Below are 13,050 nucleotides of genomic sequence, written 5' to 3'. Positions count from 1 at the left end.
TTATTTTCCGATCATGAAATCGGCCACCAGCCCATAGTGATTGGAGCCAAGGCGGTTGGGCAGGCGTGTGGTTTTCATCAGCGTCGCCGGTTCGCGGGCGAAGATGTGGTCAATGGCGATGCCGAAGAGGCCCGCCCTGGTTGGCCATGTGGCAGGTTCCCAGACCGCTTTCTTCAGATCGTTGGCGGCAAGAAAATCACGCATGTCGGGGGCGATGCTTGCCGAATTGAAGTCTCCGGCCAGAATGAGCGGCCCAGTGACGCGAAACAGAATCTCGCTGACTTCGTCCAGCTCGTCGCGGTGATAATCGTCGAAATAGGGTTTGGTGATGTGGCCGGCGGCAAGCGTCAGTTCCGTGCCGTCAAGGTCGATGCTGGCAATGGCGAAGCGGTCGCGGCGCAGATCGCTGAGGCTGTGGAAACGGCCTTCCAGCAAAGGCCGCTTTGACAGGATCAACAGGTCGCAGGTCGGCGTGCCGGAAAAGCAGCCGAGCCTGTATGGGTAGGTTTGCTGCAGGCGCGGCAGAACCGATTGCAGCGCCGTCGCCTCGAACAGATAGACCGCATCGGCGCCCGATTCGAGGATTGTATCGGCAATCGCATCCGCATTGGCGGCATTGTCCATCAGCACGTTGAAGGACAATAGTCGAAAGGGCTTGGCCCCGGGTGCAGCGGTGGCGGAGGTGGAAAATTCCATGAGCATGGCCACGGCATGGATGGCGAGCGCAAGCGACCAGACGACCAGAACAGCGGAAATCGCGTCACGCGTGAGCCAGAATATCAGGCATGACAGCAGGATACAGGCAATGGCGATGTGAAGCTGAAAGCTTGTGACGAAGGCTAAAAGCCAGAAATCGGTCACATAACGCAGGCTGGCGATAAAAAGAACGGCAGCCACCACGGTGGAGACCATGCAAGCGAGCTTCGCCGTCATCCGAATCCCTGCTTTCCAAGCTCTCCCTTCGCGTCTCCTAACACGGCGCCGGGGTGCGCACAATGTTGCCCGCCTGCCAAGCCTTGTGAAAAAATGAGAAACAAATCGGGCCCCTCAGGCAGAATTACGGCAGCTTTGTGTGCTTTGCTCTTGCCAAGTCAGTCAATATTTTGCGATCAAACAGAATGACGCGGTTTCTCAAACGCCGCGAGAATGACCGAGACGATGGGACGGAGTTTGTCTTGGATCAAATCATAGCGGGAGGACTCATGCGATTTACGGCAAAAACAGCGCAGAGGATGGTGTAGCGGTGAGCGAGCACGTAACCAATCACGACGCCTCGGGTGAACCGACCCGTCGCGATTTTCTATATCTAGTAACCGGAATGGCGGGCGCCGTCGGTGCCGCCGCCGTCGCATGGCCCTTTATCGACCAGATGCGCCCAGACGCATCGACGCTGGCGCTCGCCTCCATCGAGGTGGATGTGGCGGCGGTCGAGCCGGGCATGTCACTCACCGTGAAGTGGCGCGGCAAGCCGATCTTCATCCGTAACCGCACGGAAAAGGAAATCGAGGAAGCCAAGGCCGTCGCTCTTGGTGATCTCAAGGATCCGGTGGCACGCAATGCCAATATTGCCGCAGACGCGCAGGCGACGGATATCGACCGTTCCGCCGGGCAGGGCAAGGAGAACTGGATCGTCATGGTCGGTTCCTGTACCCATCTCGGTTGTGTTCCGCTCGGCCAGGCCGGCGATTTCGGCGGGTGGTTCTGTCCCTGCCATGGCTCGCACTACGATACGGCGGGCCGCATACGTAAGGGTCCGGCGCCGCAGAACCTCGCCATCCCGACATTTGCATTCACATCCGATACCGTGATCAAGATCGGATAAGGGGACAGATATTCATGAGTGGCCATTCCAGTTATCAGCCGTCCACCGGCATCGAGAGGTGGATCGATTCGCGGCTTCCCTTGCCGCGCTTGATCTATGACAGCTTCGTTGCCTATCCTGTCCCGCGTAACCTGAACTACGCCTATACCTTCGGTGCGATGCTTTCGGTGATGCTGATCGTGCAGATCCTCACCGGCGTCGTGCTTGCCATGCATTATGCTGCGGAAACGACGGTTGCCTTCAATTCCGTCGAAAAGATCATGCGTGACGTCAATCATGGCTGGCTGCTGCGCTACATGCATGCCAACGGTGCGTCCTTCTTCTTCATCGCGGTTTACCTGCACATCGCCCGTGGCCTCTATTACGGCTCCTACAAGGCGCCGCGCGAAATCCTCTGGATTCTCGGCTGCGTGATCTATCTTTTGATGATGGCGACGGGTTTCATGGGCTACGTTCTGCCCTGGGGCCAGATGTCCTTCTGGGGCGCCACCGTCATCACCGGCTTCTTCACGGCTTTCCCGCTCGTGGGTGAATGGATCCAGCAGTTCCTGCTCGGCGGCTTTGCGGTGGACAATCCGACGCTCAACCGCTTCTTTGCGCTGCATTACCTGCTGCCCTTCATGATCGCGGGTGTCGTCATCCTGCACATCTGGGCGCTGCATGTGACCGGCCAGACCAACCCGACCGGTGTGGAAGTGAAGAGCAAGACCGACACGGTTCCCTTCACGCCCTATGCGACGCTGAAGGATGCGCTCGGCGTTTCGGTGTTCCTGATCGCTTATGCGTGGTTCATCTTCTACATGCCGAACTTCCTCGGCCACCCTGATAACTACATCATGGCGGACCCGCTGAAGACGCCGGCGCATATCGTGCCGGAATGGTATTACCTGCCGTTCTACGCGATGCTGCGCGCCGTTACCGTCAACATCGGGCCGATCGATTCCAAGCTCGGTGGCGTTCTCGTGATGTTCGGCGCGATCATCGTGCTGTTCTTCCTGCCCTGGCTCGATACGTCGAAGGTTCGCTCCGCCGTCTATCGTCCCTGGTACAAGATGTTCTTCTGGCTGTTCGTGGTCAACGCCATCGTGCTCGGCTGGCTGGGTTCGCGCCCTGCGGAAGGTAGCGGCCTGATCGGCCTGATATTCGGAGGCGATATCAAAGGTAACTACGTCGGCTTTTCCCAGCTCGGTACGTTCTATTATTTCGGGTTCTTCCTCGTCATCATGCCGATCCTCGGTCTGGTCGAAACGCCGCGGCGTATTCCGAATTCGATTACCGAGGCCGTTCTTGAAAAGAACGCCGCCAAGAAGGGTGCCGCGCCAGCGGCTGCCCAGATCTGAGCGCGAAGGAAGGATGACGACAATGAAGACGCTTCTCACGAGCATCGCGCTTATCGCCGCCATTGGCTGTTCCGCCGCCGCTTTTGCGGCGGAGGAGAGCCATGATCTCGCCACCAAGACGGAACACGCGATTGCCGGCGGTCACTTCCCGGTCATCAAGCCCGAGGAGCAGAGCTGGTCCTTTGCCGGACCTTTCGGCAAATACGACAAGGGCCAGCTGCAGCGTGGCCTCAAGGTCTACAAGGAAGTCTGCTCCGCCTGCCATTCGATGAGCCTTGTTTCTTTCCGCACGCTCGGGGATCTCGGTTATTCGGAAGAGCAGGTGAAGGCTTTCGCCGCTGAATATGAAGTGCAGGACGGGCCGAATGCCGAAGGCGAAATGTATAATCGCAAGGCCGTGCCTTCCGATCATTTCCCCTCGCCGTTCCCGAACCATGAGGCGGCAGCCGCCGCCAATGGCGGAGCCGCCCCGCCCGACATGTCGCTGCTTGCCAAGGCACGCGGTGTTGAACGCGGGTTCCCGCAATTCATCATCGACATGATCCCCATTATCGGCGGTTATCAGGAAGGCGGCCCGGATTACATCCATGCGCTGCTGACCGGATATCAGGATGCACCTGCCGGCGTTGAAGTGTCGGAAGGCACGCATTTCAACCCGTATTTCGTCAGCGCCGTGGCGCTGAAGATGGCGCCGCCGATCAGTGCCGATCAGGTCACCTATGATGACGGTGCGCCGCAGACCGTGGATCAATATTCCAAGGACGTGTCGGCATTCCTGATGTGGGCCGCAGAGCCGCATCTGGAACAGCGCAAGCGCACCGGCTTCATGGTCATGGTGTTCCTGTTCATCTTCACGGCGCTGATCTATCTCACCAAGAAATCGGTCTACGCCCGCAAGGAACATTGAGCCGGTTTTAAATGGCTGCAATCACTGGCCCCCATGGTCTTACCCTGGGGGCCTTTTCATGTGTTGAGGGATGTCATGACGGTGATCCGCATCCCGATATCTGCCAGTGGCATCGCGCGCTGACGGTCGTCGGTCCCTTTTTAGTTGGTCCGCAGCCGCCAAGTTGATAGGGTGCCCCGAACCTTCTGATCCATTTCCCATTGTAACTGGAAATACCATGACCGTTATCGCTTCGGAGCTTTCCGCTGCCATCCGCTCCATTCCCGACTATCCGAAGCCGGGCATCATCTTCCGGGACATCACGACGCTGCTCGGCAATCCGCGCGCTTTCCGCCGGGCGGTGGACGAGCTTGTGCAGCCCTATGCGGGCACGAAGATCGACAAGATCGCCGGCATGGAAGCACGCGGCTTCATTCTGGGCGGAGCGGTGGCGCATCAGCTTTCGGCCGGTTTCGTGCCGATCCGCAAGAAGGGCAAGCTGCCGCACACCACTGTGCGCGTCGCTTATAGCCTCGAATACGGCGTCGATGAAATGGAAATGCATGTGGATGCCGTGCAGCCCGGCGAGAAGGTCATTCTTGTCGATGACCTGATTGCGACCGGCGGCACCGCCGAAGGCGCGGTGAAGCTGTTGCGGCAGATGGGGGCGGAAATCGTCTCCGCCTGCTTCGTCATCGATCTGCCTGATCTCGGTGGGCGCAAGAAGCTGGAAGACCTCGGTGTCGAGGTGCGGACACTGGTGGAGTTCTCAGGCCATTGAGGCCGAAAGAACGGGTCAGGGCTGCTGCGGCAGCCCGCTCTTTTAACTGGTCTTTCGCAGGGCAATCCATGTCCAGCGAACACCCAGGGCGCGGTTTCCCGCCTGAATAGAGCCAACATCCACCTGTCTGATCAGGGTGAAGCCGAGGCGGGCGGCGTGGTCTATGGTTTCCGCCGGTGAAATGCTGAAGGCGCGGCGGCCTGCGGGTGCGGGGCCGTGACGCAGCGACATGATCAGCAATCCGCCCATCGCCGTCATTTCCGAGAGGCTTTGCATTGCCGTCTGCCTCGCCCCGTAATCGATGTGGTGCCAGACGCCGCACAGGGCAACCAGATCGAAGACGCCGTAGCGGCGAGCTTTCGCCAGTGCGGGCAAAGCGTCATCCAGCCACGTTATTCTGTCCGATGGATGTAATCGAATGCCGGGTTCACGAAGCTCTTCAACCGGCTCCACGGCCAGAACATCATGGCCCTGCGCGGCAAACCAGGCGGCGTCGCGCCCGGTGCCGGTGCCGATATCCGCGATCCGGCACGGTGTCGCTGGCAGGAGATCGATGACGGGTGCGTAAATCTCCCCGCAGTCCAGATTGTCGAATCTGGAAATCAGCTCCGGTGTCGCTGCCGCAGCATAACCTTCGAGAATATCATCCATATTGACCTGCCAACCGCGATTCCTGTTTCGAAGGTATCGCGGCGGAGTGATGTCGGCCAGCACCTATTCGAATTCCAGAACTCCGCTGCGGAAGGTCAGCACGGTCTCTCCCGACTGGTTCACACCCTCATTGAAAGTGGTGTTGAGCCAGATGCCGGCGCGGGTTTCCAGCGGGCGGGTCTCAAGCAGGGTGACGAAATAGGTTACATCGTCGCCGGCAAATACCGGTTTCTTCCATTTCAGTTCACGAAAGCCGGGGGAGGGGCCAAGTTTCGGCGGTTCAAGACCCTGTTGTTTCAGTCTTTTGACCTCTTTCGCCCAATGGGAAAGAAAACATTTCATCCAGCCCGCGCCGGTGTGCCAGCCGGAGGCGCATAGCGCGCCGAAAACGCTTTCCTTTGCTGCTTCGGCATCGAGATGAAAGGGCTGCGGATCAAAATCGCGGGCGAAACGGACGATGTCTTCGGCGGAAAAATGCAGCGTGTCGAGGGTGACGCGTTCGCCGATGGGAGAGAGTTCTGCCAGTCTCATGCTGCAACGCCTCCATCCGCGCGCATGCGGAACATCACGGTGTTTTCTCCGTGCGATACCAGAACGCCACGTTGATTATAGAGTTCGTGACGGAATCTCACGAGGCCGATACCGGGGCGGGAGCCAGAGGTGCGCTGTTCCAGCACGATGGATTTTCCCGAGAGCGTATCTCCCGCCAGGACCGGTTTCTTCCAGTCGACATAATCAATGCCGGGGCTGCCCTGCGAGGTGGAATCGGAGATGTAGCTGTCCGCCATCATCCGCATCAGCAGGCTGCAGGTGTGCCAGCCGGAAGCTGCCAGTCCGCCGAGAATGCTCTGCCGGCCCGCCTCTTCTGAAAGATGCATGGGCTGGGGGTCAAACTCACTGGCAAAAGCGATGATTTGTTCCGCGGAAATCGATTGCGGTCCAAGCGGAAATTCCCGCCCTGCGGAAAAATCTTCGTAGGCATATGTCGCGACCGGCGCCATGGTTTCCTCCCTTCGCACAGTCAATATCGCTGGCATCTAAAATGATTTTTCCCTTTACGTAAAGGTCAAATCTAGGATGCGACGCGGAGCAGGGATATGTTGTGGCGCGAGTGGGCGCGTCTTTCGCCTTCTCCCCGCCGGGGAGAAGGTCGCGGCAGCGGGATGAGGGGGCGAGCGTCGAGATATTCGGGGGAGGGTGCCCCCTCATCCGACCCTTCGGGCCACCTTCTCCCCGGCGGGGAGAAGAAACAAGCGGCCAGATCTGCGCCCACTTATCGCCTTCAAAGGAAGTGACCTGACCGCAAGCAGGCTCCGCTCCAGATCAGGTATTGAAGCGGAAATGGATGACGTCGCCGTCCTGAACGACATATTCCTTGCCTTCGTCGCGCCCCTTGCCGGCTTCCTTGGCGCCGACTTCGCCCTTGTAGGCGATGTAGTCGTCAAAGCTGATGGTGAAGGCGCGGATGAAGCCGCGTTCGAAATCGGTATGGATGACGCCGGCTGCGGCGGGGGCCTTGGTGCCGCGCACGATCGTCCAGGCGCGGGTTTCCTTCGGGCCGACGGTGAAATAGGTGATGAGGTCGAGCAGGTGATAGCCGGCGCGGATCAGCCGGTCGAGACCCGCTTCGGTAAGCCCCAGCGCCGAGAGGAATTCTTCGGCTTCATCGGCGGGAAGCTGCGCGACTTCGGCTTCGATTGCCGCCGAGATGATCACGCATTCGGCGCCCTGTTGCTTTGCCATCGCCGCAACGGCCTCAGTGTGCTCGTTACCGGACGATGCATCGGCTTCCGAGACGTTGCAGACATAAAGCACCGGGTGCGACGTCAGAAGGTTGAGGCCCTTGAGGATTTCGATCTCCTCGGCCGCCAGCGTCTTCAAAAGCAGGCGTGCCGGCTTTCCGTCGTTGAGCAGCGCGATGACGGCTTCCATGACAGGCAGCTGGGCGAGGGATTCCTTGTCCTTGCTGCTGGCGCGCTTGCGGGTCTGCTCGACGCGGCGTTCCAGGCTTTCGAGGTCGGCGAGCATCAGCTCCGTCTCGATCGTGTCGGCATCGCCGACCGGATTGATGCGGCCTTCCACATGGGTGATATCGTCGTCTTCGAAGCAGCGCAGGACATGCACGACGGCATCGACTTCGCGGATATTGGCCAGGAACTTGTTGCCGAGACCTTCACCCTTCGACGCGCCGCGCACCAGGCCTGCAATGTCCACGAAGGAAATGCGGGTTGGAATGATTTCCTTCGAGCCGGCGATGGCTGCAAGCTGCTGCATGCGCGGGTCCGGCACGGCCACTTCGCCGGTGTTGGGCTCGATGGTGCAGAAGGGATAGTTGGCGGCCTGCGCGGCGGCCGTTTTCGTCAGCGCGTTGAAGAGGGTGGACTTGCCGACATTTGGCAATCCAACGATACCGCATTTGAAGCCCATGGCTTGAAACCTGTCCGTTTGAAAGAATTCGTTGAGGAGCCTTTTGAGGAAAGGGCAGGGCAAGGTCAAGCCCGTGGGCCGATTTGGGCGGGCAAAGCGCTGCGAATGGTGCGGAATTTCGCGCGGGCGACATGCCGGGCTTGTCGATGCTGCGGTTGCGGCGCAATATGCGCCGGTCGAGCGACCGATCTTTCGTCATCAATGGGGATTTCCCCATGCGCAATATCTGAGTGACAATTACGGGCGACAATGATGAGTGACAGTCCTGTCGATCTCAAACCGAAACCGAAAGTCAAGCTGGAACGGCCGAAACTTTACAAGGTCATCCTGCTGAATGACGATTATACGCCGCGCGAATTCGTAACCGTGGTGCTGAAAGCCGTGTTCCGCATGAGCGAGGACACCGGCCGCCGCGTCATGATGACGGCGCATCGCTTCGGCAGCGCAGTCGTCGTCGTCTGCGAGCGCGACATTGCCGAGACAAAGGCCAAGGAGGCGACCGATCTTGGCAAGGAGGCGGGTTTTCCGCTGATGTTCACCACCGAACCGGAGGAGTGAGCGTCAATCCTGCCGGATCTGGAAACCGGTCTTGTTCTGGACAAAGCCGCAGCTTTCGTAAAAGGCGTGAACCTCGGGATGCTGTCGGCCGGTCAGCAGCATCACCTTGTAGCAATTTGCGGCAAAAGCGGCTTCGATGGCATGGCGCACCACCGCGCGGCCATATCCGCGGCCGCGATGGCTTTCCAGCGTCACCACGTTTTCGATGAGGGCATAGGGGCGGGCGGCGCGTGTCAGGTTCGGAACGACCAGAAGCGTGGCGGTCGCGACCGGTTCTCCGGCCTCGGTTGCCAGAAACACGGTGAGGCCGGGCTGGCCGAGCATTGCGGTGAAAGCGGCTCTTGCCTCTTGTGCCGTCAATTGCGGGTCAGACGGATTGAGCGCCCGATAAAGTTCAAGCAGGCCGGGCAGATCTGTGGAGCTTGCTTCTTGCAGGACGACGGTTGCTGAAGACATGCGAAACCTAGTCCTTCTTGCCGAACATCCGCTTCAGCATTTCGGCCATGGGTCCGGTTTCAGGCAGCTTTTTCGGCTGGGCGCTGTTGCGGGCCTGATGGATGTGGGACTGTGCGGCGGGTTTGGCCGCCTTTGCAGGTTTTTCCGTTTCCGGCTTGCTGCCGGTGGCCAGCGCCAGCTTGTTCATCAGCTGCGAATCCTCCGCCTTCACCAGCATGGCGGCATTGTCGGCAATGGCGTCCAAGAGTGGCTCCAGCCAGACACGGTCGGCCTTGGCGAAATCGCCGAGCACATGGCCATGCACGCGCTCCTTGTCGCCGGGATGGCCGATGCCGAGACGCAGGCGGCGATATTCCTTGCCGCAATGGGCATCGAGCGATTTCAGGCCGTTATGGCCGCCGTGGCCACCGCCGGTCTTGATGCGTGCGCGGCCGGCGGGGAGATCGAGTTCGTCATGGATGGCGATGATGTCCGCCGGCGTGAGCTTGAAGAAGCGCATCGCCTCGCCGACGGATTCGCCGGAAAGGTTCATATAGGTAAGCGGCTTCATCAGCAGAACTTTCTCGCCGCCGATCTCGCCTTCGGAAATCTCCGCCTTGAACTTTCTCGCCCAGGGCGAGAAGGAGGGCAGGCGCTGTAGCGCATCGACGGCCATGAAACCGATATTGTGGCGGTTTCCCGCATATTGCGAGCCGGGATTACCGAGTCCTGCGATGATCTTCATGGGGCATGTCCGCGTTTTGCCTGACGATGCTGTTGTCACCACCCCGAAATCCGCTGCCTGTCAATCTTTTTATGGATTTTCGCGTTGTTGGGCGATGTTCAGGGGCTGACGAGATTGTAGCGGTCGAATATGCGCTGCTGTGTTCCATCGGCGATCAGCCTGTCCAGCCGGGCCTGCAATTTCGCGATCACTGCGTCGGGAACGCTTTTATTGCATGCAAGACCCAGCTGTTGCCGCGTGAAGGTTATCACTTCCTTGAATGTATCTGCCGGCAGGCTTTTGAAGGTGCTTTCCGACATGGGCATCAGGTCGATTCTTCCAACTCTCAACTTATGAAGCGTGATCTGGAAGTCCGCGCCGACGTCGACCTGCGGGAAACCGAGCCTTTCTAGAAGGCTTTCGGTATAGTCGCCGCGCTGGGTGCCGACCCGGTATTTCTTGGCGTCCTCAAGGCTTGAAACATCGATATCCGCCTCGCGACGCGCCACAAGAATATTGCGGTCGCTGTGGATCGGCGAGACCCATTTGAAGAGCTTTTCACGTTCGGCGGTTCTTGCCGCAGCGAAGACACAATGCATGGGCTGCGTTGTTGCCATGGCGATTGCCCGTGCCCAGGGCATGACGGCGACTTCGTAATCCGTGCCGGTTTCCTCAAGCACGATCTTGAGCTGGTCGATATAGACGCCCCGCACGCTGCCGTCGCCGGCCTGCATATTGTAAGGCGGATAGACCTCGGTCGTCAGGAAAAGCTTGGCCGCACAGGCCGGATTGGCGAGAGCAAGAAAGATCAGACAGAAGCGGATCAATCTCATCGTTGCTCCCACCGGCTCAGGCTTGTCGCGCCGCGGGGTGGCTTGCGCCGGAAGCCGCGTCCAATGCATCCATCAGTCTTCCGATGGGTTGCGGACGTGCAAACAGGTAGCCCTGTCCGTAATCCGCGCCTATCGCCGTCAGAAGCTCCTTCTGCTCTTCCGTCTCAACGCCTTCGGCGATGACGGCGCAGTTCATCTTGTGGGAGATGGCGGCGATGCCCTCCACAAGCATGCGGTTGCGCTGTCTTATCTCCATCGTGTCGTCGCAGATCGAGCGGGTGAAAGACTGGTCAATCTTGACGATATCGACCGGAAAACGGCTGAGATAGCTGAGCGACGAGTAACCTGTTCCGAAATCGTCCAGTGCGATGCGGCAGCCCAGCTGATGAATGGCGTTGAGGATCGCCCGGATTTGCGGGTCGTCCTTCATGATCACAGCTTCGGTGATCTCGATGACCAGCCGTTTGGGGAGAATGCCGTGCCGATGCAGCACGCCGGCGATACGCGTCGGCAATCCCGGCTCGAACTGCAACGGTGAAAAATTCACCGCCACATATGTCTGCTCCATACCCGGCAGGCGCGACAGCCGTGCGAGATTGGCGATCGACTGATCGAGGATGACGTTGCCGATGCGGTGGATCGTGCCGTTTTCCTCCGCAAGGCTGATGATGGCGGCAGGGGAGAGCAGACCCTTTTCCGGGTGGTTGAGGCGCAAAAGCGCCTCGAAACCCGCCGTTCGGCCGCTTGCAAGGTCCTGAATCGGCTGGAAATAAGCCTCGAACCAGTCGTCGGAGAGCGCCTGCGCTATATCCCGTTCCAGTTCCGCATGCTCGCGCGCCCGGTCCATGATCGAGCTGTCGAAGACCTGCGAACCGTTCTTGCCGGTTCTTTTGCGGGTATACATGGCCATGTCGGCATTCTGCAAAAGCTCCGAGGCGCTGGAAGCGTGCAGAGGATAGACCGCCATGCCGATACTGGCGCTGAGACGGATGCTGTTGTTCTCGATCTCGAAGGGTGTGTCCAGCATGGTGCAGACGCGTTCGCAGAACTGCAGGGCGCGCTCTTCCACCTTGTCGCCGGCAAGCAGAATGGCAAATTCGTCGCCGCCCAGGCGGGAGGCGCTGTCGAGCGGCGTCAGCAGCGGCTCGAGCTTCATTGTGAATTCCCGCAGAACCGCGTCGCCCGCCGCATGGCCGAGATTGTCGTTGATGGCCTTGAACCGATCGAGGTCGATGAACAGGCAAGCCAGTTCGCTGCCGTTCCGGTCCGCATCGCGAATCTGCAGGTCGAGGATCGCCTCAAAACCCTGGCGATTGAAAAGGCCGGTCAGATGGTCGGAAATGGCCTGCTGGCGGTTGCGCTTTTCCGACTGGCGCAGCTCGGTCACATCAGTCATGACGCAGAGACATGTGCTCTGCTGTGTGGCATCGCCGGAATCGAGGGCTTTTTCGAGGATGAGCGCGTCCATGACGTCGCCATCCATGCAATGGAAGCGGACGGTGATGCCGGTATGCGCGGCGTCTGGTGACTGCTGGGCAGCCTTGCGTTTCTGGAACAGGGAGCGATCATCCGGGTGGATGAGATCGGCGAAATTCAGGCCGAGTATCTTCGCGCGGTCGTAACCCGTCGCCTGCACCCAATAGTCGCTGACGGCGGCGATGCGGTCGTGCCTGTCGAGCGAGAACAGCATGGCGGGCGTCCGGTTGTAGATTTCCGTCTTCCGCTCATGGGCGTTCTTGATCTCCAGCTCTTCCTTTTCGAGCTGGGTCTGCATCTCGTTGAAGCTCTTCGCCAGCCTGCCGATCTCGTCCTTCGACCGCCAGTCGACGTGGTGACGCGAGCCGAGGCGCCGGGTCGCCTCAATGGCGGCTGCAAGCCGCATCAGCGGGCGGATGACCATGAAGCGGTTACCGGCAATGGCCGCCAGCACAATGGTGAGAATGGCAAGGATGAAAATCGTGATGAACGACAATTCGGTGCGGCTGAGAGAGGTCAAAAGGCTGACATCGTCATAATAGATCGTCAGCTGCCCGACCTTGACGGAGCCCTTGGTGGTTTTGTAGGCGACGTCGCGCGTCGTCGACGAGGCGTCCTGAATGATGTCGCTGCCGGCTGTCTGAACGATGTCGAGCTGGCCGGAGGTGTCCTTGACCTCGACCATCTTGATCATGGGGTCGGAAACGAGGGTCCCGGTAATCTGGTTTATCGTGTCGTCGTCGAGATCCCACAGGGGGCGGGCAAGCGCCTGGGCATTTGTCGACAGCAGAATTTCAAGGTGATTGCGCTGGCTGCGAATAGCCTCGTGATAGGAGAGCGTCAGCAAAAGCGTGAATAGCGGAGCGACCACTGTAAGAAGTGCGCCGGAAACAATCGCGATGAAGCGGCTTTCGACGGAATGAGCCATGTTCTATTGCAGTTACCCTTGCCCCTGAATTGCTGCGCGCCATTTTCTACCCGTCCGGTGTTTTCATGACAGCGCAGGGGTATCGTTTCATGGAATTGTTAATCGACGCTGAAACAGGTCCGGCATCATGCACGGGGCAGAAGGGTTTCTGTCTTTAAAGTTCATAAAAACTAAAAAGCCCGTTCCGAA

14 protein-coding genes are annotated in these 13,050 nt (G+C 59.3%); 5 read left to right on the top strand and 9 right to left on the bottom strand.

Annotated elements, in window-relative coordinates:
* Complete coding sequence (locus AC1ROR_RS08630; protein ID WP_142169096.1) at positions 1-933, bottom strand: endonuclease/exonuclease/phosphatase family protein; 933 nt, start codon at positions 931-933, stop codon at positions 1-3.
* Between the two features lie 310 nt (positions 934-1,243).
* Between AC1ROR_RS08630 and petA the strand changes: the two genes are divergently transcribed.
* From petA to AC1ROR_RS08610, 4 genes are all read left to right on the top strand, one after another.
* Complete coding sequence (gene petA, locus AC1ROR_RS08625) at positions 1,244-1,822, top strand: ubiquinol-cytochrome c reductase iron-sulfur subunit (protein ID WP_035220195.1); 579 nt, start codon at positions 1,244-1,246, stop codon at positions 1,820-1,822.
* A 14-nt stretch (positions 1,823-1,836) separates the two neighbouring features.
* Positions 1,837-3,162, top strand: a complete 1,326-nt coding sequence (locus AC1ROR_RS08620; RefSeq protein WP_498589131.1) for a cytochrome b — start codon at positions 1,837-1,839, stop codon at positions 3,160-3,162.
* Between the two features lie 22 nt (positions 3,163-3,184).
* Positions 3,185-4,069 carry a cytochrome c1 gene (locus tag AC1ROR_RS08615; protein WP_035220199.1) on the top strand — a complete coding sequence of 295 codons (885 nt, stop codon included), beginning with the start codon at positions 3,185-3,187 and terminating at the stop codon, positions 4,067-4,069.
* Between the two features lie 217 nt (positions 4,070-4,286).
* Positions 4,287-4,829, top strand: a complete 543-nt coding sequence (locus AC1ROR_RS08610; RefSeq protein WP_003494623.1) for an adenine phosphoribosyltransferase — start codon at positions 4,287-4,289, stop codon at positions 4,827-4,829.
* 42 nt (positions 4,830-4,871) lie between these two features.
* On the opposite strand, the gene AC1ROR_RS08605 is transcribed toward AC1ROR_RS08610, so the two are convergent.
* The 4 genes from AC1ROR_RS08605 to ychF all read right to left on the bottom strand — a co-directional run bounded on the left by AC1ROR_RS08605 (position 4,872) and on the right by ychF (position 7,907).
* Entirely contained in the window at positions 4,872-5,480 is a 609-nt protein-coding gene (locus AC1ROR_RS08605) for a class I SAM-dependent methyltransferase (protein WP_498589130.1), read from the bottom strand.
* Positions 5,481-5,543: 63 nt separating this feature from the next.
* Entirely contained in the window at positions 5,544-6,011 is a 468-nt protein-coding gene (locus AC1ROR_RS08600; protein ID WP_035220202.1) for a MaoC family dehydratase, read from the bottom strand.
* Positions 6,008-6,481, bottom strand: coding sequence for a MaoC family dehydratase (locus AC1ROR_RS08595; RefSeq protein WP_498589129.1), 474 nt, complete (start codon positions 6,479-6,481; stop codon positions 6,008-6,010). The genes AC1ROR_RS08600 and AC1ROR_RS08595 overlap by 4 nt, the downstream gene beginning before the upstream one ends.
* A 322-nt stretch (positions 6,482-6,803) precedes the next feature.
* On the bottom strand, positions 6,804-7,907 hold the full coding sequence (ychF, locus tag AC1ROR_RS08590) for a redox-regulated ATPase YchF (protein ID WP_080835421.1): 1,104 nt from the start codon (positions 7,905-7,907) through the stop codon (positions 6,804-6,806).
* 252 nt (positions 7,908-8,159) lie between these two features.
* Between ychF and clpS the strand changes: the two genes are divergently transcribed.
* Positions 8,160-8,465, top strand: a complete 306-nt coding sequence (clpS, locus tag AC1ROR_RS08585; RefSeq protein ID WP_498589128.1) for an ATP-dependent Clp protease adapter ClpS — start codon at positions 8,160-8,162, stop codon at positions 8,463-8,465.
* Between the two features lie 3 nt (positions 8,466-8,468).
* Here the strand turns inward: clpS and AC1ROR_RS08580 are convergent, their stop codons facing one another.
* The 4 genes from AC1ROR_RS08580 to AC1ROR_RS08565 all read right to left on the bottom strand — a co-directional run bounded on the left by AC1ROR_RS08580 (position 8,469) and on the right by AC1ROR_RS08565 (position 12,861).
* Complete coding sequence (locus AC1ROR_RS08580; RefSeq protein ID WP_498589127.1) at positions 8,469-8,921, bottom strand: GNAT family N-acetyltransferase; 453 nt, start codon at positions 8,919-8,921, stop codon at positions 8,469-8,471.
* Positions 8,922-8,928: 7 nt separating this feature from the next.
* On the bottom strand, positions 8,929-9,645 hold the full coding sequence (gene pth, locus AC1ROR_RS08575) for an aminoacyl-tRNA hydrolase (RefSeq protein WP_080835416.1): 717 nt from the start codon (positions 9,643-9,645) through the stop codon (positions 8,929-8,931).
* Positions 9,646-9,743: 98 nt separating this feature from the next.
* On the bottom strand, positions 9,744-10,457 hold the full coding sequence (locus AC1ROR_RS08570; protein ID WP_498589126.1) for a substrate-binding periplasmic protein: 714 nt from the start codon (positions 10,455-10,457) through the stop codon (positions 9,744-9,746).
* A 16-nt stretch (positions 10,458-10,473) separates the two neighbouring features.
* Positions 10,474-12,861 carry an EAL domain-containing protein gene (locus AC1ROR_RS08565; RefSeq protein ID WP_498589125.1) on the bottom strand — a complete coding sequence of 796 codons (2,388 nt, stop codon included), beginning with the start codon at positions 12,859-12,861 and terminating at the stop codon, positions 10,474-10,476.
* Positions 12,862-13,050: the final 189 nt, after the last annotated feature.

Source organism: Agrobacterium sp. GW821-FHT14E08 (assembly GCF_058803865.1).
The sequence above is the reverse complement of the archived record's forward strand: the minus strand, read 5'-3'. Positions and strand labels throughout refer to the sequence as shown.

Excerpts from the sequence above, each read along its gene's own strand:
- AC1ROR_RS08610 (WP_003494623.1), top strand. The coding sequence starts at position 4,287 with ATGACCGTTATCGCTTCGGAGCTTTCCGCTGCCATCCGCTCCATTCCC.
- AC1ROR_RS08630 (WP_142169096.1), bottom strand. The coding sequence starts at position 933 with ATGACGGCGAAGCTCGCTTGCATGGTCTCCACCGTGGTGGCTGCCGTT.
- AC1ROR_RS08620 (WP_498589131.1), top strand. The coding sequence starts at position 1,837 with ATGAGTGGCCATTCCAGTTATCAGCCGTCCACCGGCATCGAGAGGTGG.
- clpS (WP_498589128.1), top strand. The coding sequence starts at position 8,160 with ATGAGTGACAGTCCTGTCGATCTCAAACCGAAACCGAAAGTCAAGCTG.
- AC1ROR_RS08565 (WP_498589125.1), bottom strand. The coding sequence starts at position 12,861 with ATGGCTCATTCCGTCGAAAGCCGCTTCATCGCGATTGTTTCCGGCGCA.
- ychF (WP_080835421.1), bottom strand. The coding sequence starts at position 7,907 with ATGGGCTTCAAATGCGGTATCGTTGGATTGCCAAATGTCGGCAAGTCC.
- AC1ROR_RS08580 (WP_498589127.1), bottom strand. The coding sequence starts at position 8,921 with ATGTCTTCAGCAACCGTCGTCCTGCAAGAAGCAAGCTCCACAGATCTG.
- AC1ROR_RS08615 (WP_035220199.1), top strand. The coding sequence starts at position 3,185 with ATGAAGACGCTTCTCACGAGCATCGCGCTTATCGCCGCCATTGGCTGT.
- AC1ROR_RS08600 (WP_035220202.1), bottom strand. The coding sequence starts at position 6,011 with ATGAGACTGGCAGAACTCTCTCCCATCGGCGAACGCGTCACCCTCGAC.
- AC1ROR_RS08570 (WP_498589126.1), bottom strand. The coding sequence starts at position 10,457 with ATGAGATTGATCCGCTTCTGTCTGATCTTTCTTGCTCTCGCCAATCCG.
- AC1ROR_RS08595 (WP_498589129.1), bottom strand. The coding sequence starts at position 6,481 with ATGGCGCCGGTCGCGACATATGCCTACGAAGATTTTTCCGCAGGGCGG.
- pth (WP_080835416.1), bottom strand. The coding sequence starts at position 9,645 with ATGAAGATCATCGCAGGACTCGGTAATCCCGGCTCGCAATATGCGGGA.
- AC1ROR_RS08605 (WP_498589130.1), bottom strand. The coding sequence starts at position 5,480 with ATGGATGATATTCTCGAAGGTTATGCTGCGGCAGCGACACCGGAGCTG.